Origin of the sequence: Butyrivibrio sp. INlla14 (assembly GCF_900102515.1) — a bacterium.
In the GTDB taxonomy this organism is placed as follows: domain Bacteria; phylum Bacillota; class Clostridia; order Lachnospirales; family Lachnospiraceae; genus Butyrivibrio.
Window position 1 is genome coordinate 1 of the sequence record NZ_FMVS01000002.1, and the last position, 19,999, is coordinate 19,999.

Annotated in this window: 19 protein-coding genes, 1 riboswitch and 1 other annotated feature; of the genes, 1 reads left to right on the top strand and 18 read right to left on the bottom strand. The window is 38.4% G+C overall.

The genetic code is table 11. From position 1 onward, the window contains the following. From BLO53_RS00010 to BLO53_RS00040, 7 genes are all read right to left on the bottom strand, one after another. Nucleotides 1-1,185: hypothetical protein (locus tag BLO53_RS00010; protein ID WP_207648452.1), on the bottom strand; the 1,185-nt coding region annotated here is incomplete at its 3' end. Nucleotides 1,186-1,602: 417 nt separating this feature from the next. Further along, nucleotides 1,603-2,823 (bottom strand): tyrosine--tRNA ligase, encoded by a 1,221-nt coding sequence (tyrS, locus tag BLO53_RS00015; protein ID WP_092058078.1) that lies wholly within the window; start codon nucleotides 2,821-2,823, stop codon nucleotides 1,603-1,605. Between the two features lie 85 nt (nucleotides 2,824-2,908). After that, nucleotides 2,909-3,167 (bottom strand) — a binding site (T-box leader). A gap of 59 nt (nucleotides 3,168-3,226) precedes the next feature. After that, nucleotides 3,227-3,805: a folate family ECF transporter S component gene (locus tag BLO53_RS00020; protein ID WP_092058080.1), complete on the bottom strand. Its 579-nt coding sequence runs from the start codon at nucleotides 3,803-3,805 to the stop codon at nucleotides 3,227-3,229. A 70-nt stretch (nucleotides 3,806-3,875) separates the two neighbouring features. Continuing rightward, nucleotides 3,876-3,975, bottom strand: a riboswitch (THF riboswitch). 81 nt (nucleotides 3,976-4,056) lie between these two features. Further along, entirely contained in the window at nucleotides 4,057-5,079 is a 1,023-nt protein-coding gene (locus BLO53_RS00025; RefSeq protein ID WP_092058082.1) for an NAD(P)H-dependent glycerol-3-phosphate dehydrogenase, read from the bottom strand. Between the two features lie 19 nt (nucleotides 5,080-5,098). Continuing rightward, the gene (locus BLO53_RS00030) at nucleotides 5,099-5,782 is read right to left on the bottom strand and encodes a glycerol-3-phosphate acyltransferase (protein ID WP_092058085.1); all 684 of its coding nucleotides are present in this window, start codon (nucleotides 5,780-5,782) and stop codon (nucleotides 5,099-5,101) included. Between the two features lies 1 nt (nucleotide 5,783). Next, on the bottom strand, nucleotides 5,784-7,112 hold the full coding sequence (der, locus tag BLO53_RS00035) for a ribosome biogenesis GTPase Der (protein ID WP_026487868.1): 1,329 nt from the start codon (nucleotides 7,110-7,112) through the stop codon (nucleotides 5,784-5,786). 52 nt (nucleotides 7,113-7,164) lie between these two features. Continuing rightward, nucleotides 7,165-8,523 carry a DUF512 domain-containing protein gene (locus BLO53_RS00040; protein ID WP_330388764.1) on the bottom strand — a complete coding sequence of 453 codons (1,359 nt, stop codon included), beginning with the start codon at nucleotides 8,521-8,523 and terminating at the stop codon, nucleotides 7,165-7,167. Nucleotides 8,524-8,680: 157 nt separating this feature from the next. On the opposite strand from BLO53_RS00040, the gene BLO53_RS00045 reads away from it, so the two are divergent. Further along, on the top strand, nucleotides 8,681-9,880 hold the full coding sequence (locus BLO53_RS00045) for a ribose-phosphate pyrophosphokinase (protein ID WP_092058089.1): 1,200 nt from the start codon (nucleotides 8,681-8,683) through the stop codon (nucleotides 9,878-9,880). A 92-nt stretch (nucleotides 9,881-9,972) separates the two neighbouring features. Here the strand turns inward: BLO53_RS00045 and BLO53_RS00050 are convergent, their stop codons facing one another. From BLO53_RS00050 to rplS, 11 genes are all read right to left on the bottom strand, one after another. After that, the gene (locus BLO53_RS00050; protein WP_092058090.1) at nucleotides 9,973-12,459 is read right to left on the bottom strand and encodes a sensor histidine kinase; all 2,487 of its coding nucleotides are present in this window, start codon (nucleotides 12,457-12,459) and stop codon (nucleotides 9,973-9,975) included. Further along, nucleotides 12,459-13,154, bottom strand: coding sequence for a response regulator transcription factor (locus tag BLO53_RS00055; protein ID WP_026487871.1), 696 nt, complete (start codon nucleotides 13,152-13,154; stop codon nucleotides 12,459-12,461). The genes BLO53_RS00050 and BLO53_RS00055 overlap by 1 nt, the downstream gene beginning before the upstream one ends. Nucleotides 13,155-13,275: 121 nt before the next feature. After that, nucleotides 13,276-14,145, bottom strand: coding sequence for a peptidoglycan editing factor PgeF (gene pgeF / locus BLO53_RS00060; protein ID WP_092058092.1), 870 nt, complete (start codon nucleotides 14,143-14,145; stop codon nucleotides 13,276-13,278). Between the two features lie 28 nt (nucleotides 14,146-14,173). Continuing rightward, nucleotides 14,174-14,539, bottom strand: coding sequence for a YraN family protein (locus tag BLO53_RS00065; RefSeq protein WP_026487873.1), 366 nt, complete (start codon nucleotides 14,537-14,539; stop codon nucleotides 14,174-14,176). Between the two features lie 66 nt (nucleotides 14,540-14,605). Beyond that, entirely contained in the window at nucleotides 14,606-14,899 is a 294-nt protein-coding gene (locus tag BLO53_RS00070; protein ID WP_026487874.1) for an EscU/YscU/HrcU family type III secretion system export apparatus switch protein, read from the bottom strand. A gap of 2 nt (nucleotides 14,900-14,901) precedes the next feature. Next, nucleotides 14,902-16,635 (bottom strand): flagellar hook-length control protein FliK, encoded by a 1,734-nt coding sequence (gene fliK, locus BLO53_RS00075; RefSeq protein WP_176757086.1) that lies wholly within the window; start codon nucleotides 16,633-16,635, stop codon nucleotides 14,902-14,904. Beyond that, a complete protein-coding gene (locus BLO53_RS00080; RefSeq protein WP_092058094.1) occupies nucleotides 16,632-17,393 on the bottom strand; it encodes a ribonuclease HII in 762 nt (253 codons plus the stop codon). The genes fliK and BLO53_RS00080 overlap by 4 nt, the downstream gene beginning before the upstream one ends. Then, nucleotides 17,393-17,926, bottom strand: a complete 534-nt coding sequence (gene lepB / locus BLO53_RS00085; protein WP_092058499.1) for a signal peptidase I — start codon at nucleotides 17,924-17,926, stop codon at nucleotides 17,393-17,395. The genes BLO53_RS00080 and lepB (BLO53_RS00085) overlap by 1 nt, the downstream gene beginning before the upstream one ends. Nucleotides 17,927-17,963: 37 nt before the next feature. After that, the gene (gene ylqF / locus BLO53_RS00090; protein ID WP_092058096.1) at nucleotides 17,964-18,836 is read right to left on the bottom strand and encodes a ribosome biogenesis GTPase YlqF; all 873 of its coding nucleotides are present in this window, start codon (nucleotides 18,834-18,836) and stop codon (nucleotides 17,964-17,966) included. Between the two features lie 20 nt (nucleotides 18,837-18,856). After that, entirely contained in the window at nucleotides 18,857-19,450 is a 594-nt protein-coding gene (gene lepB / locus BLO53_RS00095) for a signal peptidase I (protein ID WP_092058098.1), read from the bottom strand. 74 nt (nucleotides 19,451-19,524) lie between these two features. Further along, nucleotides 19,525-19,875 carry a 50S ribosomal protein L19 gene (gene rplS, locus BLO53_RS00100; protein WP_026487880.1) on the bottom strand — a complete coding sequence of 117 codons (351 nt, stop codon included), beginning with the start codon at nucleotides 19,873-19,875 and terminating at the stop codon, nucleotides 19,525-19,527. Nucleotides 19,876-19,999: the final 124 nt, after the last annotated feature.

Below are 19,999 nucleotides of genomic sequence, written 5' to 3' on the forward strand. Positions count from 1 at the left end.
TGGTTCTGGCAACTCAGGAGTTTCTATATCATATGTTGGAGAAGCAAACGTCATGCTAGTCATATTAAAATTCTCATCATATGAAGTAACTATACAACGCCAACCAATACCATTAACATAAAGTTTAAAAAATGGATCTAATTCATAATTACCATAGCCATCACGAATACGAACTTTTAAAACAGCTCTGTATTTTCCTTCAAAGAAGCCCTTACAAGGCCTAAAGCCATCCGGATATTCAGGATCATATTCATCAGAATATTCCTCCCATCCGGCAAAAGTATACTCCAGTTGAGAATAAGAGGAGTTAAATGTAGGAGTTTCGCATAACTTCCCATATTTAATTTCCATATTCTTAATATTACTGGAAATGGAATCCTCTTTAAGAATAACGATCTTAGGTTCTGGCTCTGGTTCTGGCTCCATAGCGTATGCATATTCAATATCATAAGTCTGAGAAATAGGCTTAAAATTCTGTTTTGTGGCTGTTATATGTAGCATATATTTGCCAGGAGTAAATCCCATGCTAGAGAAATTATATATAAGATCAACCCTGTTTGTAGTAGCTATGATTGGGTCATGACCATCCACCTTCACAAAATATAAGCAATTCTCCGCATACGCATCAAATGTAAGGATATCCTCCTCAATCTTAACGTTTGTGAGTGGCCTAAGAACAATATCATCAGCAACAAAGTCATAAGTAAGCTCTGCTGTCTGTGAAGAAATCTCATAAGTATGTTTTTTTAAGGCTTGAACTGTTACTTTATATGAACCACTAGCAAGACCAATTTCATTGCAATACTTATTAAGATTATAAGGTATATTAGAGGTAGTTATTGCTCCATTATCAACAACAATATCGTAAAAATAGTCATCACCAATAGAGTCAATATACAGCCATCCATCGTCAATCCATGCCTTGAGAACTGGAAGCGAAGAATTATCCATTGGCTTTACTTCTTCAGCTTCAGTTTCTAGAGGAGTAACTTCTTCTGGAAGTTCTTCTTTTACTTCAGGTACTTCTTCTTTAATTTCTTCAGTTACTTCGTCAGTAACTTCTTCTGCTACCACTTCAGTCGTCTCACTCTCAACAGGAGTGTCAGCAAAAGCTGTAACAGGCTGAAGAACAAGGCCTGCACACAAAGTTAGTGCTAACAATTTCGTTAGAAACTTTTTACTCATGTAATCCCACCTTTCTCATAAGAAAACCTTTTGTGAAATGGCGTCTTTAAAAAAAATGAGCGCCACCGTCATTAATTTTATATTGTAATAAAATAAAAAAACATTAACCTTTAGTTAGTATTTTTAGTTTATATTTCTCATATACATCTCGCGCGAGTGCGCATCCATAGCAGAACAAAGAGTCGCCCGCGACTCTTTCGCGCCCGAGCGGTATTGCGAAGCAATAAACTTCATCTCCGCGAGGTGTGCATCCTTAGCGGAGCGTTTTTTATGATATAGGAATTTCGGAGAAATTTCCTATATCATAAAAAATAACAGCTACTAATTAACTAGTAGCTGCTATCAATCCTGGTAATTCCTTCCTCTACAACTATGTATCTAATCTTGCAAATTCAGGCCAAATAAATTTAGTATTTATCAGAATGTTACTTTCTTGTATGACTTCTTACCCTTACGAACCATTACGCCATCTGCGAATACATCCTTGCTATATGAAGTCTTAACATCTGATACCTTCTCGTCGTTAAAAGTAACGCCTCCCTGCTCTACAGCGCGTCTTGCCTCACTTCTAGTATTGCAAAGACCTGCAGAAACAAGTACCTGAAGGATATCAATAACTCCATCTCTAAAGTCCTCTTCCTTGAGGCTTATAGCAGGAACATTGGTCATATCTGAGCCGCCTGCAAAGAGCGCTCTTGCAGCATCCTGTGCCTTCTGAGCTTCCTCTTTACCATGTACAAGAGCTGTAAGCTCAAATGCAAGGATTTCCTTTTTCTCATTGATTCTGGAGTCATCCCACTTCTCCATCTCAAGGATTTCCTCGATAGGAATAAATGTAAGCATCTTAATGCACTTATCTACATCAGCATCGCCAACGTTTCTCCAGTACTGATAGAAATCGAATGGTGATGTCTTATTAGGATCAAGCCATACAGCATTTCCAGCAGTCTTACCCATCTTCTTGCCCTGAGAGTCTGTAAGAAGAGTGATAGTCATAGCGTGAGCATCCTTGCCAAGCTTTCTTCTAATAAGCTCTGTTCCGCCCAGCATATTGCTCCACTGATCATCTCCACCAAATTCAAGATTACAGTTGTACTTCTGGAACATGTAGTAGAAGTCGTAAGACTGCATGATCATGTAGTTGAACTCAAGGAAAGAAAGTCCTTTTTCCATACGCTGCTTGTAGCACTCAGCTCTCAGCATGTTGTTAACTGAAAAGCATGCACCAACCTCGCGAAGAAGTTCAATGTAGTTAAGGTTTAAAAGCCAGTCTGCGTTGTTGACCATCATAGCCTTGCCTTCACCAAAATCGATGAATTTCTCCATCTGCTTCTTGAAGCACTCTGCATTGTGATCGATGTCTTCTCTTGTAAGCATCTTTCTCATATCTGTTCTACCTGATGGATCACCGATCATTGTTGTACCGCCACCAATAAGGGCGATTGGCTTATTGCCAGCCATCTGAAGTCTCTTCATAAGAGTAAGTGCCATGAAGTGACCTGCAGTAAGGGAATCTGCTGTACAGTCAAAACCAATATAGAATGTTGCCTTACCTGTGTTAACAAGCTCTCTGATCTGCTCTTCGTCTGTTACCTGGGCAATGAGTCCTCTTGCTTTTAACTCTTCAAAAATCTGCATTACGCACCTCCAAAATTATGTATGATTGCGAGAGTGGAAATTTCCGATTCACTAAACAAAAAGTCCTTCGCAATCATTATTGATTACGAAGGACGAATAATTCGTGTTACCACCTTCATTCACATATAGCTCACGCTATATGCCTCAGTAAGTACGGCTCAAAAAATAAGCGATACTCTCTTGATATAACGGTCAATCCCGGCAGATCATACTAATTCTAAAGGAACATTCCGACCTGCAGCTCACGGAGGTATTCATCATCGCTCTTAACATACGCCTCTCACCAACCGGCTATTCTCTGTTGTCAGCCTGCGATTCTTACTTATTCCGATCATCGCTATTTCTATTTACTTAGTTATATTAGTTTTTTTATTAATAAAAGTCAAGGAAAAAACGTATATCATCAGGTGTCAAAAATATTCTTTTTCACCTTACATACTACCTGAAGCATAACAAACATAATAAATGTATCGATTGGAAGCATCACGGCATTGGATGCAATTCTTGCTGGAAGAATTGCTGCTATAGCTTTTCCATAAAGCATATTAAGCCACAAAGTATTTAAAATAATATTGCAGACTATCTTAACAGATATCTGAGCACAAATTACTCTCCAAAGCTTAACTGGCTTATTATAGATAAATATTCCGTAGAGAAAAGCTCCTAACATAGCTGTAATAGTAAAGCCAGGAAAGAAATCGCCATCTCCACTAATAAACCACTTAACAACGTCCATGGTTCCGCCAAATATCGCTCCAATCCAAGGTCCAAACAAATAATCTACTATCTGATTAGGAAGACCTGAAAATCCGATACGTACATACTGGCCAAATTTGATTGTCGCTACCTGGCCAAGGATTATAGCAAGCGCTCCCATAAGGCCACAAATAGTAAGAACCTTAGTTTCTTTTAGCTGAGTTAGAGAGCCAAAAGTTCTTTTAAAAAAGCTTTCTTTTCCAGTTACAGATTGATTTTTAGACATAATAATACCTCCTTTGCAGTTTTTCCTTTAACCACATCAGAGGCATGATAATAATCCTTATACATGATGTAGCAGCGGGATGCGACACTAAAACCGCGAGTCAAATACTCTTCGTCCCGATGACAACTCCCTGTTCACCAGGCACTTAACGCTCTAACGTCTACTCTGCATAAACATTTTTATTTGCACATATAATACTGTAATATCTTGCAAATTGCAATGGATTTTATGAAATTAAATATCAAAAAATTTTACCAGTCTAGATTACTGCTCTCTATCTTTTTATCTCTGATCATAAGATCATTGAGAGCCTCCTCGGGAGACTTACCCTCAAAGAGAACCTGATTAACTGCTGTTACTATAGGCATGTCCACATCATATTTCTCTGCAAGAAGTCTTGCAGCCTTAGCACTATATACGCCCTCTACAACCATTTTGACTTCATCCATAGCTTCCTGCATGGATTTGCCCTGGCCAATAAGGATACCTGCTCTTCTGTTTCTGGAGTGCATAGAAGCACAGGTAACAACAAGGTCTCCAATTCCTGAAAGGCCGCTAAAGGTCTCAAATTTACCACCCATAGCCATTCCAAGTCTTCCAATTTCTGCTATTCCTCGAGTGATAAGAGCAGCCTTGGCATTATCTCCAAGACCATAACCATCAGCTATTCCGGAAGCAAGTGCAATTACATTTTTAAGAGCTGCACCAATCTCTATTCCAAGCATATCAGGGCTAATATAGACCCTGAACACATTACTCATAAAGACATTCTGAACAAGTCTCGCAGTTTCCTTGTCAAAGGCCCCAACTACAATTGATGTAGGCATGCCCTTTCCAACCTCTTCAGCATGGGAAGGGCCAGATAGTACACAGACCTGGCTTCCTGGAAGTTCATCAAGAATAACATCTGACATGACCATAAGGCTCTGCTCCTCTATACCTTTTGAGCAGTTAACAATGATCTGAGGGTGTTCATCAGAGCTATTCATATAAGGCTTCATCTGTCTTACAGTCTCTCTCATATGAGAAGACGGAACAACAAGGACTATGATGTCCTTATCCTTGATAGCTTCCTCCATACTGCAAGTAAACTTAACAGAATCATCCAAAATAACTCCTGGAAGCTTGTCTTCGTTCCCGTGATAAGCTCTAAGCTTATCTACTGTTTCCTGTCTTCTGGACCAAATAGTAATATTATGACCATTATTCTTAAGAAGGTAACCAAGGGCAATTCCCCAGCTACCAGCACCTATAATGCCTATTTCTTTTTCCAAGATAAATATTCTCCTACGATTAGTCTATCTTATTCTTTTTGAAAATATAGGTCTTTCTTTCCTGACCTGCAAAGAGCTTTTTTAGATTTCCTCTATGCTGATAAAAGGCAAGGAAAGTAAGTAGTCCCAAAAGTACATACACTTCTATAAGGTTTCCCTGTGGCAGTGCCCCAAAAAGTCCCATCTGACCATAGATAATTGTCATAACAAGAAGTGCTGTATAGTAAAACAAGCTGCATACAGATACAATATGGAATAAGTTAAATGGCAGGAAGAAAGAAATTACTCCCATAAGGATAAATAACCATGTAAACTGAATTCCAGTATAAATTGTGAAGCCCGCAGTGCAGGCAATTCCCTTGCCACCCTTAAACTTAAGAGTAACAGGAAAATCATGTCCAAGAACAGCTCCTGCAGCTGTATAAGTCATATAAAGAATAATAAAATCAGGATTACTTCTGCCAAAAAGAAGATAAGTGATAAAAATGGCAGCCATGCATTTAAGCATATCGCCAAGAAGAACTATTCCTCCAGCCTTTGGCCCCAATACTCTTAATGTATTTGTTGTACCAGCGTTTCCGCTTCCAACCTTTCTGATGTCTACTCCCTTAAGTCTTCCATAGAAAACCGCAGTCTGGATCATGCCAAATACATAGCCAATCCCCAAACAAATTACTCTTTCAAGCAGTAAACCAAGTCCCATTTTACTTGTCCTCTTTTCTCTCCCTTATGATAAATCGTAGAGGTGTTCCCTTAAATCCAAAGGCCTCTCTTATCTGATTCTCAATATATCTTGTGTAACTAAAGTGCATAAGCTTTTTGTCATTTACAAAGATAACAAATGTAGGCGGCTTAACAGAAGCCTGCGTAATATAGTAAAGCTTAAGCATCTTGCCCTTATCACTTGGTGGCTGCTGCATTACTACAGCCTGTGTCATGATCTCATTGAGAACACCAGTTGAAACTCTCATAGCATGGTTCTCAGAAACCATATCGATCATGTCATAGAGCTTAACAAGTCTCTGTCCCGTCTCTGCTGATATAAAGATTATCTCGGCATAGTTCATAAAGGCCAGAGTATTTCTGATGTCCTTAGTAAACTCTTTTACAGAATGGTTATCCTTCTCGATAAGATCCCACTTGTTAACTGCGATAATAACGGCCTTGCCACTTTCATGGGCGATTCCAGCAATCTTAGCATCCTGCTCTGTGACGCCCTCAGCAGCATTAATAACGAGGATAGCAACGTCCGCTCTTTCTACAGCTCCTACTGTTCTAACGATCATGTAGTGCTCAAGCTCGTCCTTGACCTTATTCTTTCTTCGAAGTCCTGCTGTGTCGATAAATGTATATTTCTTGCCGTTGTACTTAACCTGAGTATCAATGGCATCTCTTGTTGTACCTGCAATGTCAGAAACAATAAGTCTGTTCTCGCCTATAAGTTTATTAATGATAGATGACTTACCAACGTTCGGCTTACCAATAATGGCAATCTTAGTAGAATCATCCTCTTCCTCATCAGTAGATGATTTGCTAAAGTGGCTTACTACTTCTTCCAAAAGATCACCAATACCCTGCTTGTTAACAGCAGAAATAGGGAAAGGCTCTCCAATTCCCAGATTATAAAATTCATATACATCAAGTGAATCCCTATTGTAGTTATCAACCTTGTTTACACACAAAACAACAGGCTTACCAGATTTCCTAAGCATATCTGCAACCTTAGAATCAGAATCTGTAAGTCCCTGCTTAACATCAACCATGAAGATGATAACATCAGCAGTATCAATAGCTATCTGGGCCTGATCTCTCATCTGTGCCAGAATGATGTCCTTGGAATCAGGCTCAATACCGCCTGTGTCAATAAGAGTAAAGCTGTGATTCAGCCACTCTACATCCTGATAAATTCTGTCTCTTGTTACTCCAGGTGTATCCTGCACAATAGCGATCCTGCTACCAGCAAGCGCATTAAAAAGTGTAGATTTACCTACGTTAGGTCTACCGACCACCGCTACAATATTTCTTTTACTCATAAATACTTCCTTATCTATGTATTGCTATTTAAATCGTAAGCTCCTGAAAAAATCAGAAAAGCTCATCAACAGGTATATCAAAAAGCTTGGATACAAGGTCGTGTCCATCACACTTGGCAATGCCTACCTTAACATTCAGCTCTCTTTCTATATCTCCTACTGTTACGTCATCAAGAAGATAATCTTCTCCGCTTCTAAGAAGGTTCTCGGGAAGATACAAAACATCTCCAAGTTCCTTCCCTTTTAGCTGTTTTATAATATCCTGACCTGTTAAAAGCCCTGATACAGTGATCCTCTCGCCAAAAAACTCATTGATTATCTCATAAACTGAGGTGTTTAGTCCAGGGCAAACTGATACAGCTCTATCTACAAGCTCTTTTATACAAGGATATACCAGTTTACCAGTTGCAAAAGAGATATGCCTCTTAAGGCCCTTAATGTGATCCATATGCTCAGAAAGAGCTATTTTCATAGACTCTTCAAATTCATTTATGAGAAGCCGAACCATTCCTACACCGTTTTCAAGCTGGATATAGCCATCATATCGTTCTTCCTCAGGAAAATCTCGGCCTGCCAGAAAATACCACTCGTCACTCGCGTGTATAAAATGAATTCCATGCTCCTTATAAACCTTTTTCTGCCAGGATTCAATCTCGTCGATAACCTTCTGGGCATCCTCCTTGTTAAACGGCTCAAGCGGATACAAGCCATCTCTATATTTAGATAGACCAACGGGCACAACTGATACGCTCTGAAGATTAGGAATATACTTGGTAAGATCTGTTATGGACCTTGTCAGCTCAGGTCCATCATTAACACCCTTACATAGAACGATCTGACCGTTTATTTCTATTCCCGTACCCGGAGCACAGAGTCTGTCTACCTTTTTAAGAGCCTCTCCGGCAAATCTGTTGCCCAGCATTTTGCATCGAAGTTCTGGATTGGTCGTCTGAAAAGAGATATTGATTGGAGATAAATGATACTTAAGAATCCTGTCTATATCCTTGTCTGACATATTGGTAAGTGTCACATAATTACCCTGAAGGAAGGAAAGTCGTGAATCATCATCCTTAAAGTACAAGGTATCTCTCATTCCCTTGGGCATCTGATCGATGAAGCAAAAGATACAGCTATTACTACAACGTCTGTAGTTATCCATGAGGCCATTTTCAAATTCTATACCAAGGTCCTCATCAAAGTCTTTATCAATATCAAGAAGCCACTCTTCACCATCAGCCTTTCTGATAAGGACATCTAAATGTTCATCCTGTACCAGATATTGGTAATCAAAAACATCCTCCAGTTCCTCATCATTAATCTTAAGAAGATAATCTCCCTTTTCTATATTTAGTTCCTGAGCAATGCTGCCGTCTTCAACATTGCCTATTAAATGTCCATTATACTTTTTCATAACCTTCATTATACATGAAATTCCTTGACGTGTCAGTAAATAAGATGGTAAAACATAAGATGTAGGATCTTGAGCAAATTTAACTTAAGAAAACCGCGATTATATGATATCAAAACCAGGTATCAATTACATGTTATCAATGAAAAAGGGGATAATTATGCCAGATTTTCACAAGCTAGAAGCTACTATTCCTGTAGCTCCGCTTAACCTTATCGTAATGGATTCAGCAAGGGAACTTGGAGATAGTGTAGACAAATATATATCTCAGTTCAGACATGAACTTTACAAGATGCCCGAGAACGATCCAGCTTTCCATGGTTATGTCAAGGACAGTTATCAGATCAAGATCAACCTTGACAGATTTAGAAGTGGCGAAGCCAAGGCTACTATTGCACAGAGTGTTCGTGGTAATGACGTCTACATTCTTACAGATGTCTGCAACTATAGCATCACCTACAAGATGTACAATTTCGTCAACCACAAATCTCCCGATGATCACTTCCAGGATCTGAAAAGAGTGATTGGTGCAATTACTGGTAAGGCCAAGAGAATAAATGTCATCATGCCTTTCTTATATGAGGGAAGACAGCACAAGAGAAATGGTATGGAATCTCTTGATGCAGCTGCCATGTTTAAAGAGCTTCATGATATGGGTATTTCTAATTTCATCACCTTTGATGCTCATGACCCCAGAATCTCTAATGCCAAGCCAATTGGAGGTTTTGACAATTTCCTTGCATCCTATCAGTTTATGAAGGCTCTTCTATCCCATATCGATGACCTTATTGTAGATAAGGATCATCTGACTGTTATTTCTCCTGATGAAGGCGCTCTTGACAGAGCCGTATATTTCGCCAATGTAATTGGCGCAGATACTGGTATGTTCTACAAGAGACGAGATTATGCTCATGTTGTAAACGGAACTAATCCTATCGTAGCTCATGAATTCCTTGGCTCAGATATTTCCGGAAGAGACGTTATCATAATTGACGATATGATTTCTTCTGGTTCCAGTATGATAGATACTGCCAAACAGCTAAAGAACATGGGAGCAAAGCGAGTATTCATCTGTACCACATTTGGTCTTTTCACAAACGGAATGAGCAAATTTGATGATGGTTACAAGAATGGTTATTTTGATGCGGTTATTACCACTAACCTTACTTACATGAATGATGATGTTAAGTCAAGGGAATACGTATTTATTGCAGATATGGGCAAATTCCTTGCTACTATTATCGATTTCTTAAATCACGACGCTTCAATGTCAACAGTTAATATGCCTACTGACAAAATCCATGAGATTGTTGGTAAGTATAACTCAGGCTGTAAGACTCCAGCAGAACTTTTTGATTGATGTTAATAGGGCCATGAAATCCAGTATTATTCTGGTTTTCATGGCTCTTTTTTCAAAAAATCAACAATTGCTAATGCTTCTTACTTTTTATATCATGCCTCCTCAAAGGTAAGGATTACCTTGAAAAGATCTCCATCTAATTTGATCTTAAAGCCGCCTCCCTGGGCAAGTGTAAGATTCTTGGCTATAGATAGGCCCAGTCCGCTTCCTTCAGTTGTTCTTGACTCATCTCCTCTTATAAATCTCTCAGCCAGATCATCTCCATCAAGATCTAACTCTCTTGCAGAAATATTCTTTACTGAAAATTCTACAACTCTCTTTCCATCCTCTTTTTCCTTGCGCTTCATATCCATGTAAACCCTTGTATTCGGAAGCGCATATTTACAAGTATTGCTAAATAGATTTTCTATTACCCTCCATAGGTGTCTTGGGTCAGCCATGATCTGGATACTACTCTCATTGCATCTAAAGATTGGCTGCAGACTGGCATTTTCAAACTTCTCGTAAAATTCTCCAATATTCTGATTAACAAGCTCAACAAAGTTTATCTTGCTAAGAGTAATGCTGATATTGCCTGAGCTTATCTTTGAAGCATCAAGTAAGTCTTCAATAAGCTGTTTTAGCTTAAGGGACTTATTATCAAGGACCTCAACATATTCAGAGACTTTTGGATTTTCAATTTTTTCTCTTTTTATAAGACCAATATAGTTAATTATAGAAGTAAGCGGAGTCTTGATATCATGAGAAACATTTGTAATAAGATCAGCCTTAAGCTTTTCATCTTTCATGCTGGTCTCTACAGCCTTTTCTATACCTTCTCCGATTGAATTAACCGCGTCAGCCAATAGGATATTATCAGCATGTAGATCTCTTGTATCAACTTTAGCTTTGACATCTCCATTTTTGATATTTTCTATGACATGTATGATCTTGTCCCTGTCAGTATTTTGCCTATACAGATATATTCCGATCAAAAGATCCATGAAGATAGCAATAACAATACCAGCCAGGCCTATCTCAAACAAAAGAAGGTTTATTACAACAAATATCACATAAGGAATCCATGTCCTGATAAAAACATTACCATTATCAGTGGTATTTACGATAACATCCCTTGCCCCAAAGCTCACAACTCTGGTAAAGCTGTTCTTCCAAAGTTTCCTATTGACTATTCTGTTTGTAAATTCGTAGATTACATACAATATACCTATATCAGCAAGGACGGCAGAAAGCCCAACATAGTAAGGAAAAGATTCAAGTTGCGTCATTTTAATAAAGCTGGTTTTCATAGCAAAGCTTGCGATAATAAATATCATTATAGGTATAGCAACAAGAACAAGACCTAAAAGGAATACTCCTTCAGAATAGAAAATACCGCTGGAAGCTTGTTCATTAGAGATATTTTCATCGTCAGCCCTTTTTCTCCTGGCATCCCTGAACATGATAGCAAAAATCCCAATATAGGCTATTATGGCAATGCCGCATAAGATATACAGTTGTGTCCTATAAGGCATATACTTTGTAAAGTTTGCCTTTCCCTGAGTAAAATCATCACTACATGGATAATTTTCTGTATCTACAGCTATATAAATCTTAGTTTGATCAGGAAAAGCATAGCTGTAGGACTTTACTAATGATTTAAATACATTTTCCTTAATCCGGGTGTTGGTATCATATCTAAGTTCATAGGGGCAATAATAAGCATATTTGCCATAGCCCTTGAAGACATCCAAAATGTCGATTCCTACTGTATCTCCAGATAATTCCTTGACGTTTGTGAAAATCTGAGTCTTGCCATTAATTACTCTTGAAACATAGAATCTTACATTGCTATTCTGATACTGGTAATAAGTAGTAAGCTGGCCATATTCCTTAAAATTGCTTGTCAGTTCTCCAATCGTCTCCTGGATATTTGTACAAAGAGAAATATATTCATCCCAGTTTGTAACAAGGTCCTCTATGTTCTTGCCATCAACAGTCTGATATCTGGATACCAGTATATTATGAACACCAGAATCCATAACAGAATTGCCAGAAATCGTAAAGGTAAGAGTGTTATCAGGTATTTGGGAATTAAGATAGGAATTCATTCCACCCGAAAAGTTGTTATTATTTATGTGAGTATAGGTTGTGGCTCCTCCAAGAAAAGAAGCAGCCTCCTCAGATGTAAACTCTTTGGTTTCAACATCAATACCGCTTTGTCCCCATTTCAACAGGTCTGATAAATGGTAAACAGCTGTAACATAGTCACCAGGCACCATTGTAAACCTGTTAACATAGGCGGTAACATCTATGTTCTTGTCGCCATCATAGTTTCCATCAGTTTCCATAAGACTTTTAAAGGAAACAAGCCTTAGTACACTGGCTGCATTATTGCCAAATATGTTATTGAACAAAAGAGATTCCTCAAATGTTCGTGTTCTGTCAGACTTATACAGATTGTAAGTATAATCGCCATCAGCTCCTGTCAGGACAATACTTGAACCGGAAATTGAATAAGCCAGCACAAAAGCAATAAAGCCAGCAAGCACATGCTGAAAAATTTTTAGTATTCTCTTTAATTTCCTTGTCAGTCGCATTATAAATCCTCATCCTCGATCTTGTAGCCTACTCCCCATACAACTTTTAGGAATTTAGGTTCCTTAGGGTTAATCTCTATTTTCTCTCTAATATGTCTGATATGAACTGCTATAGTATTATCTGATCTGCCGGCACTCTCATGCCAGATGTTTTCATAAATCTGGTCAATTGAGTAAACTTTTCCTTTATTTTTGACAAGGAAGCACAGAATGTTGTACTCAAAAGGAGTTAGCTTTATGTTTTCACCAAACACAAAACATTCCTTGGAGTTGTCATCCACCACAAGGCCTCCAGCAGAATAGACATTATCATTTTCTGTTTCAGAGCCAAGAGATGTGTACCTTCTCATATTTGATTTAACTCTGGCCACAAGTTCAAGTGGATTAAAAGGCTTGGTCACATAATCATCCGCCCCAATATTAAGCCCTAGGATTTTATCTGAATCTTCGGACTTGGCAGATAAAAAGATTACCGGAATAGAGCTGAACTTTCTAAGTTCCTTGACCATTCTGATACCATCCATATTAGGCATCATTATGTCTACAACTGCAAGCTGTATTCTGGCTCTTCTGATAATATCCAGTCCCTGCAATCCATCATAGGCCTTAAACACAGTGTAGCCCTCTTCTGCCAGATATATATCAATGGCATCTACTATTTCCTTATCATCATCACAAACAAGAATGTTTTCCATAAACTATCACCTTTTTACAATCTATATCTTAATTAAATCATTTAATTCTTAAGATTTACCATCGAAATTTATTAATCTTTTTTCCACTTTTCTTAAGAAATTTACGTTTATTCGTTTATTATTACTCGCTTATACTAAGGAAAGCCGCAAGGTTGCCGCGATCTTCATGTTGTACTCTATGAGAGAATAAAATATCGGAATTACATTTAGTACAAACATCTGTGACAAGAATATTTTCTTTTTTAACTCCGCTCTTTAGTAAAGACAATCTAATGGCATTCCAAAGATAGAGTCTGTATTTGTCATCAGGGTAAGGAATAAGTATTCCCTCTTCTGAAAGTTCTTTTTCTGAATAGTTCTCAGAAAACTCTTTTGCCACATCACTTCCAATCTCATAACAAGGTCCGCATATAGAAGGACCGATAGCTGTCACAAGATCTTCCGGCTTTGTTCCATAGTTTTGAGCCATAGCCTCTATAGTTCTTACTGCAATTTCTCCCTTTGTTCCCTTCCAGCCTGAATGTGAAAGACCAATTGCCCTGTGCAGAGGATCCACAAAATAAATTGGTGGGCAATCCGCATGGAAAGTAGAAAGAATGATTCCAGGAACATTAGTCACAAGGCCATCTACATCAGTGTAATCTCTTTCTATATAAGGGCCCTTTCCTCTGTCTTTTTCTGTGACTACCCTCACATTAGTAGTATGAGTCTGAAAGGTAGACACAAAATCCCTGAGGCTATGTCCATGTCCCATGCATTCTGCAATTCTCATATAGTTTTCATCCACATTTTCCTTTATATCGCCTCTTGTATAGCTTAGATTCATCTGACTATAGCAGCCGCTACTTACACCACCTAGCCTTGTGCTAAACAGATGATCAATAAAATCTATTTTTTCAAGTCTTGGAAAGACAAAATAATATACTCCATTTTTTTCTCTTAGCTCAAGGGTTCTTTCTCCGCCAGTTCTTTTTATACAAATATCCTTCATATTATTTCTCCCAAAACAAAACTTTTATTTAGCCCACATGATCGAAGGCATTCTTATACCATCTAATTGTAGCAGTATTGTCTACATCTGTAATAGCAATTACGTCATATCTAATTGGAAAATCAGTGGAATATTTCTTTGAATAAAGATAAAGCTTAGAAAGCTTGCAGATTTGCCTTTGTTTAGAAAATGTAACGGCAGCCTCAGGGGCTCCAAATCGTTTATCCCTTCTGTACTTGACCTCAATAAAGACAAGGTATTTCCCATCCCGGGCAATGATATCAATCTCACCTCTAAGAGCCCTATAGTTTCTCTCTACTATCCTGACTCCCTCGCCTTGAAGATAAGTACAAGCAAGGGATTCATAATAATCTCCTACTTGTCTCTTATTCATTTTTTAGTTCCCATCTTTAAAAACATAAATGGGATAATATCATAAAAATTTACATTTGTCTAATTATTATTTTCTCGCTTTATCTTTTGCCTTTATCTTGTCCATTGCATCAACAAATACAAGAATCTCAGCCACAACCTCATAAAGCTCTGGAGGTATCATCTCTCCGATTTCAAGTTTGGACAAGGTATCTGCAAGCTTATCGTCCTGATGGACTGGTATTTTATTACTCTGAGCCTGCTCTATGATCTTGTCAGCCAAAGCTCCTTTTCCTGATGCTATTACCTTAGGCGCCCCGTCTTCTCCAGGATCATAGCCAAGGGCTACGGCGGTTTTTACTTTTTTCTTTTCATCAGCCATTATCACGCCCTCGCATCAAAAGAATTTGTTGTAAGAAGTGGTGTCCTTGAAACTGATAAAAGTTCATCCACAGCATCATTTTCACCACTTTCATCCCCATGAAGCATCAGATTGACATTAAGTGAATAGCCTCTTTTTTCAAGCCTGTCATTAAGAATATGAATATTGTCATTTATCAGGTCAAGAACGCTATCATCGGCCACATAAAAATTTGTTGTGACCTTCATATCCTTCATCTTTACATAAACATCTATGGGACCCAGATTATCCATATCAAGATGCAGGATTGCACTAACTGACCCATCTTCACTCATTTTTTTATTCTTGTTTCTGTAGACATAAAGATCTCCATTGGCATTTTGCCCAGCCATCTGAAGAGGCAACTGAACATACTGAAACATCTGATTAAGCTGATTCATAAAATCAAGGTTATTACTAAGATTATTTGCAGACTGTGCAAGTTTTGACTGTGGCCCAAGTGTATCAGAAATTGTATCCAAAAGACCCTTTGCCTGGGCTCCCAACCTCTGATAGAGATTGTCTATATTTTCTTTTTTCTCCACATCGCCAGGTCTTAGAAGCCACTGATCAGTTATATTTTCTTTCAAAAGGCCTTTAAATTCCTCTGAAGAAAAGAGCTTTTTAAAAGAGGCAAGTTCAACAGGGTTAGAAAGATCAGCTGATTCGAAGGCATTTGCAAGCTCTTTAAACAATGTTTTACTTGCATCAGTATTTCCTAGCGCTAAATCTTTTGCAAGACTCTGCAAGGTTTTCTCAGATATATTAAGATTCTGAAGGTTATCCAAAAAATCATTTGAAAGACGAAGCTGGCCATTTAAGCCTTTTTCCCCGTTTTCTTTTGGAGTATCGCTTTGTCCCTGCAAAAGAGCAAGTGCCCTGTCAGCAGCACTTTGTCTAGATATAGCTGTTATCTCTTTATCGCCTAAAAGACCTAAAGAAGACCCCTCTTCATTTTCTGCGCTGCCTTCAACTGCCTTTTCAGGTGACAAAGAAGTTGTATTCTCAGTGTTTTGAAAGCCTTCAGAAGATAATTCTCCTCCAAAAAGTTTCAAAACATTGCCATATAAATTAACAGCCGCACTGGTATTACCACTTTCCATAAGCGAATCAAAGGCTTTAGGAAGCTCGTCAATTATGCTGCTCATTTCATTAGTAACCTGGTGCTCATAATTTTTGTAACTTGTATACTGTTCAATATTATTTTCATTTATTGGAATATTAAGACTTTTCATTTCTACAAGTGTCTGAATACTTGTATCAGAAAAGGTATTTAGATTCTTGCTCATTTCCAGAAGAGATGATTTATCTATTGGAAGACCTGCTTCCATCATATCTTTTACCATCTGCAGGGACTCATTATTAACTTCAAGTCCTGCAGCTTCAAGAGCCCTTAATGTACTCTGATAAATAGATGTATTTTCAAAAAGCGGTGTGATTGAAACGCTGTCAGCGCTAGCACCCCTGACAGCAAACATAAGAGTCTGTCCTTCTTTAAGGCCCATTCCTTCAGAAAGTTTAGCAGAAATTGTAGCGTTTCCTATATCTATACTAGCAATTTTCTCGCCCTCAAAGTCAGTCACAGACAAAACTTTCCCGCTAAGCATAGCTCCATTTTTAAGTTCAACGGAGACTGCCTTGGACTGAAGGTCAGAAACCTGACCTTCAGTTACGAGTATGTTATTACCTGAACTTGAAACGCCAGAAATATTACTCATACAAAGTTTCCTATAAAAGATCTGCGATGAATCGGGCATGGACCATACTTTTTGAGGGCGCTTATGTGATCAGCGCTGCCATATCCCTTATTAGAATCAAATCCATATTCAGGATATATTTCTGCATACTCCTTCATGATCCTGTCTCTTGTAACCTTAGCTACAATACTGGCAGCAGCTATTGAAACGCTTTTAGCATCTCCCTTAATGATTGATATCTGCTTATAATCCTCAAGTTGAGGTATATGAACAGCATCTATTAAAAGAGCATTGGGTTTGACAGAAAGACTATTAACGGCCTTAGTCATAGCCTCAAAAGTTGCCTGAAGAATATTGATCTCATCAATGCGTTCACAGGTAGACGAGCCTATACCTACTGCAACTGCTTTCTCCATGATAACATCATATAACTCTTCTCTCTTTTTTTCGGATAATTTCTTGGAATCATTTAGATATAAGATATTGCAATCCTTGGGAAGGATGACAGCAGCAGCATAAACAGGTCCTGCAAGAGGCCCTCTTCCAACTTCATCAATACCGCATAAATACCCTAGGCTATCATACTCATATTCATACTTCTTCATAGCCTCTATTCTGTCAATCTCTTTGTAAAGTGCATCAAGCTTCTTAGAAGCAGTCTCCACGAGCTTCTTAACACCTGCTCTGTCATCGCCAGAATAATTATTTATAAACAGCTTTAAGGCTTCTTCATTCTCAGAAACCTTAAGAGCTTCCTTTATCTCAGATATTGCCTGCATCAGTTGATTCCTCCAAAGCTGTCAAAGGGATATATTCTCAGGAACGCATGACCCAGGATATCTTTTTTATTTATTACACCGACAGATGGATCACGACTGTCCATACTGTGGTTTCTATTATCTCCCATCACAAAATATTCATCTTCGCCCAGCGTCACTCCATCAAAGGCAACGCCCGGGTCAAGGATAGTCTCAGCGCCATAATGTTCATCCAGAACTTCTCCATTTATATAGATTTTGCCGTCCAAGTCGATACTGACAGTTTCTCCGGGAAGTCCAATGACTCTTTTTATAAAGTACTCATCCTTACCATATCTGTAAGGAAATACAACAATGTCATACCTGTTGGCATCACCAAATCTATAGGTAACCTTCTCAATCAGAAGCGAGTCATGATCATACAAAGTTGGCTCCATAGAATGTCCACTTACTTCTGTTCTCTGCATTACAAAGGTAATGAAAAGAAAAGTCAGTAAAAATACGACTCCTAGATAAATTACTGTGCTCAATATTTCCTTTAATACTTTTTTCATATCCATGTGGGTCTCTCCAATGTAAGTAAAATCAGGCTTACGGCCTTTCAAGTGAAAGTTTGCCCAGCCTTCCATTTCTGAAATCATCTAAAAGAAGCGCTGCAGCTCTATCCATATCAGGCTGTGCTCCCTGTTTAAAACACTTTCTGTTAATAGCTATCGCTGACAATACAGCACTAAGAGGCGTAGCATACTGCTCTTTTTCAAGCTCTTCTATCTGCTCCTTAGTTATATTATACTTCTCGTTTATGGCATTTGGGTAGGACTCTTTTAAAATCCTGATCAGTTCGCAGGCAAGCTCCGTTCCATCTAAATTATCATCATTCATAGAGCCAATAAGTGCAAGATGCAGTCCTACCTCTTCGTCCTCAAATTTAGGCCACAAGATACCTGGTGTATCAAGAAGCTGCATATTCTTACCAAGAGCAATCCACTGCTTACCTTTAGTTACGCCTGGCTTATTGCCTGTCTTAGCTGCAGCTTTACCTGCAAGCTTATTTATAAAAGTCGACTTTCCAACGTTAGGAATACCTGCAACCATAGCTCTTATAGGTCTTCCCACAATACCTCTTTTTTTATCTCTTTCTATCTTTTCAGCGCAGGCATTCTGAACAAGCTCCTTGACCTTGCCCTGTTCATTACCAGTCTTGGAGTTCATCTCCATTACAAAATAGCCCTTCTTCTGATAGAATTCCTTCCATTCCTTAGTAACCTTAGGATCCGCAAGATCAGCTTTATTCAAAATGATCAGTCTGTACTTATTCTTGCCAAGTTCATCAATGTCTGGATTTCTGCCAGCTGCAGGTATTCTGGCATCTGTAAGTTCAATAATAATATCAATAAGCTTGATATTTTCCTGCATCATTCTGATAGCCTTGGTCATATGACCTGGATACCACTGAAAATTCATAATTCACCTTTCCTTTTTAACTACTTTAAAATAAAGCCTCCGCTACTATCTTTAAAACCTAGTTTAAACCAGGCCTTGCCCACCATCATACTCTGGGTAACTACGCCGATATTTGCACTTCTTGAGTCTTCACTACTATTTCTATTGTCACCAAGGACAAAATATTCTCCACTTTTAAGTTTGATCTCACTGGAAGCAATTCCTGCATCTTCCATTTTATCATAGTTTTCCTGATCCTTAGTCTGTACCTCTCCATTTATATACAAAAGTCCATCTATGATCTGAACCTTGTCACCAGGACAAGCAACTACACGCTTTACATAATAATGCGAATTAGAATTACCATTGGGTAAAAAAACTATTATATCTCCGGTAGATGGACCAAGAATCTTATAAATCAGTCTATTCACAAGTACAGTCTGACCATTTACTGCAGAAGGTTCCATGGAATCTCCAATAACCTTAACTTGCATTCCAAAAACAAATACAACTAAAAAAGCGAAAGCAACAATACCTATGGTCATAGTGATCCAGGAAAAAATTTCTCTTATAACCTTAGGTGATATTGTTTTCTTTTTCTGATAAAAAGATAGTTTGTTTCTCCTGCGTCGCATTCTGATTCCCCAAAAAGTTATATTATAGAAAAAAAGAGGCAATTACTAAAAAGTAACTGCCTCTATCAAACAAATTATCTGGTAACAAGTTCCTTAACCTTAGCTTTCTTACCTGTAAGTCCCTTAAGGTAGTTAAGCTTAGCTCTTCTTACCTTACCTCTTCTAACAACCTCTACCTTCTCAACGATAGGTGAGTGAAGTGGCCATGTCTTCTCAACGCCAACACCGTAAGACTCTTTTCTTACTGTGAAAGTTGTACGGTTGCTTCCGCCCTGGATCTTCTTAACAGTTCCCTCGAAAACCTGTACTCTCTCACGGTTTCCTTCCTTGATCTTAGCGTGTACTCTTACAGTATCACCTGTGTTGAACTGAGGCGCATTAGCGTTCAGCTGCTCTTTCTCGAGCTCTTCGATAATTGTACTCATATTTCTTCTCCTATTCTATGGACGTTCTTGCCATAAACGAGTGTTAATTGGGTTAATGTTATAGCAGAGGACCGTCTGATTGTCACAACGTACTATACTATAACATATCAAGTAGGAAGAAGTC

Coding starts and splice junctions, on each gene's coding strand:
- tyrS (WP_092058078.1), bottom strand. CDS start 2,823: ATGCAGATTTTTGAAGAGTTAAAAGCAAGAGGACTCATTGCCCAGGTA.
- BLO53_RS00020 (WP_092058080.1), bottom strand. CDS start 3,805: ATGTCTAAAAATCAATCTGTAACTGGAAAAGAAAGCTTTTTTAAAAGA.
- BLO53_RS00030 (WP_092058085.1), bottom strand. CDS start 5,782: ATGGGACTTGGTTTACTGCTTGAAAGAGTAATTTGTTTGGGGATTGGC.
- der (WP_026487868.1), bottom strand. CDS start 7,112: ATGAGTAAAAGAAATATTGTAGCGGTGGTCGGTAGACCTAACGTAGGT.
- BLO53_RS00040 (WP_330388764.1), bottom strand. CDS start 8,523: ATGAAAAAGTATAATGGACATTTAATAGGCAATGTTGAAGACGGCAGC.
- BLO53_RS00045 (WP_092058089.1), top strand. CDS start 8,681: ATGCCAGATTTTCACAAGCTAGAAGCTACTATTCCTGTAGCTCCGCTT.
- BLO53_RS00050 (WP_092058090.1), bottom strand. CDS start 12,459: ATGCGACTGACAAGGAAATTAAAGAGAATACTAAAAATTTTTCAGCAT.
- BLO53_RS00055 (WP_026487871.1), bottom strand. CDS start 13,154: ATGGAAAACATTCTTGTTTGTGATGATGATAAGGAAATAGTAGATGCC.
- pgeF (WP_092058092.1), bottom strand. CDS start 14,145: ATGAAGGATATTTGTATAAAAAGAACTGGCGGAGAAAGAACCCTTGAG.
- BLO53_RS00065 (WP_026487873.1), bottom strand. CDS start 14,539: ATGAATAAGAGACAAGTAGGAGATTATTATGAATCCCTTGCTTGTACT.
- BLO53_RS00070 (WP_026487874.1), bottom strand. CDS start 14,899: ATGGCTGATGAAAAGAAAAAAGTAAAAACCGCCGTAGCCCTTGGCTAT.
- fliK (WP_176757086.1), bottom strand. CDS start 16,635: ATGAGTAATATTTCTGGCGTTTCAAGTTCAGGTAATAACATACTCGTA.
- BLO53_RS00080 (WP_092058094.1), bottom strand. CDS start 17,393: ATGCAGGCAATATCTGAGATAAAGGAAGCTCTTAAGGTTTCTGAGAAT.
- lepB (WP_092058499.1), bottom strand. CDS start 17,926: ATGAAAAAAGTATTAAAGGAAATATTGAGCACAGTAATTTATCTAGGA.
- ylqF (WP_092058096.1), bottom strand. CDS start 18,836: ATGAATTTTCAGTGGTATCCAGGTCATATGACCAAGGCTATCAGAATG.
- lepB (WP_092058098.1), bottom strand. CDS start 19,450: ATGCGACGCAGGAGAAACAAACTATCTTTTTATCAGAAAAAGAAAACA.
- rplS (WP_026487880.1), bottom strand. CDS start 19,875: ATGAGTACAATTATCGAAGAGCTCGAGAAAGAGCAGCTGAACGCTAAT.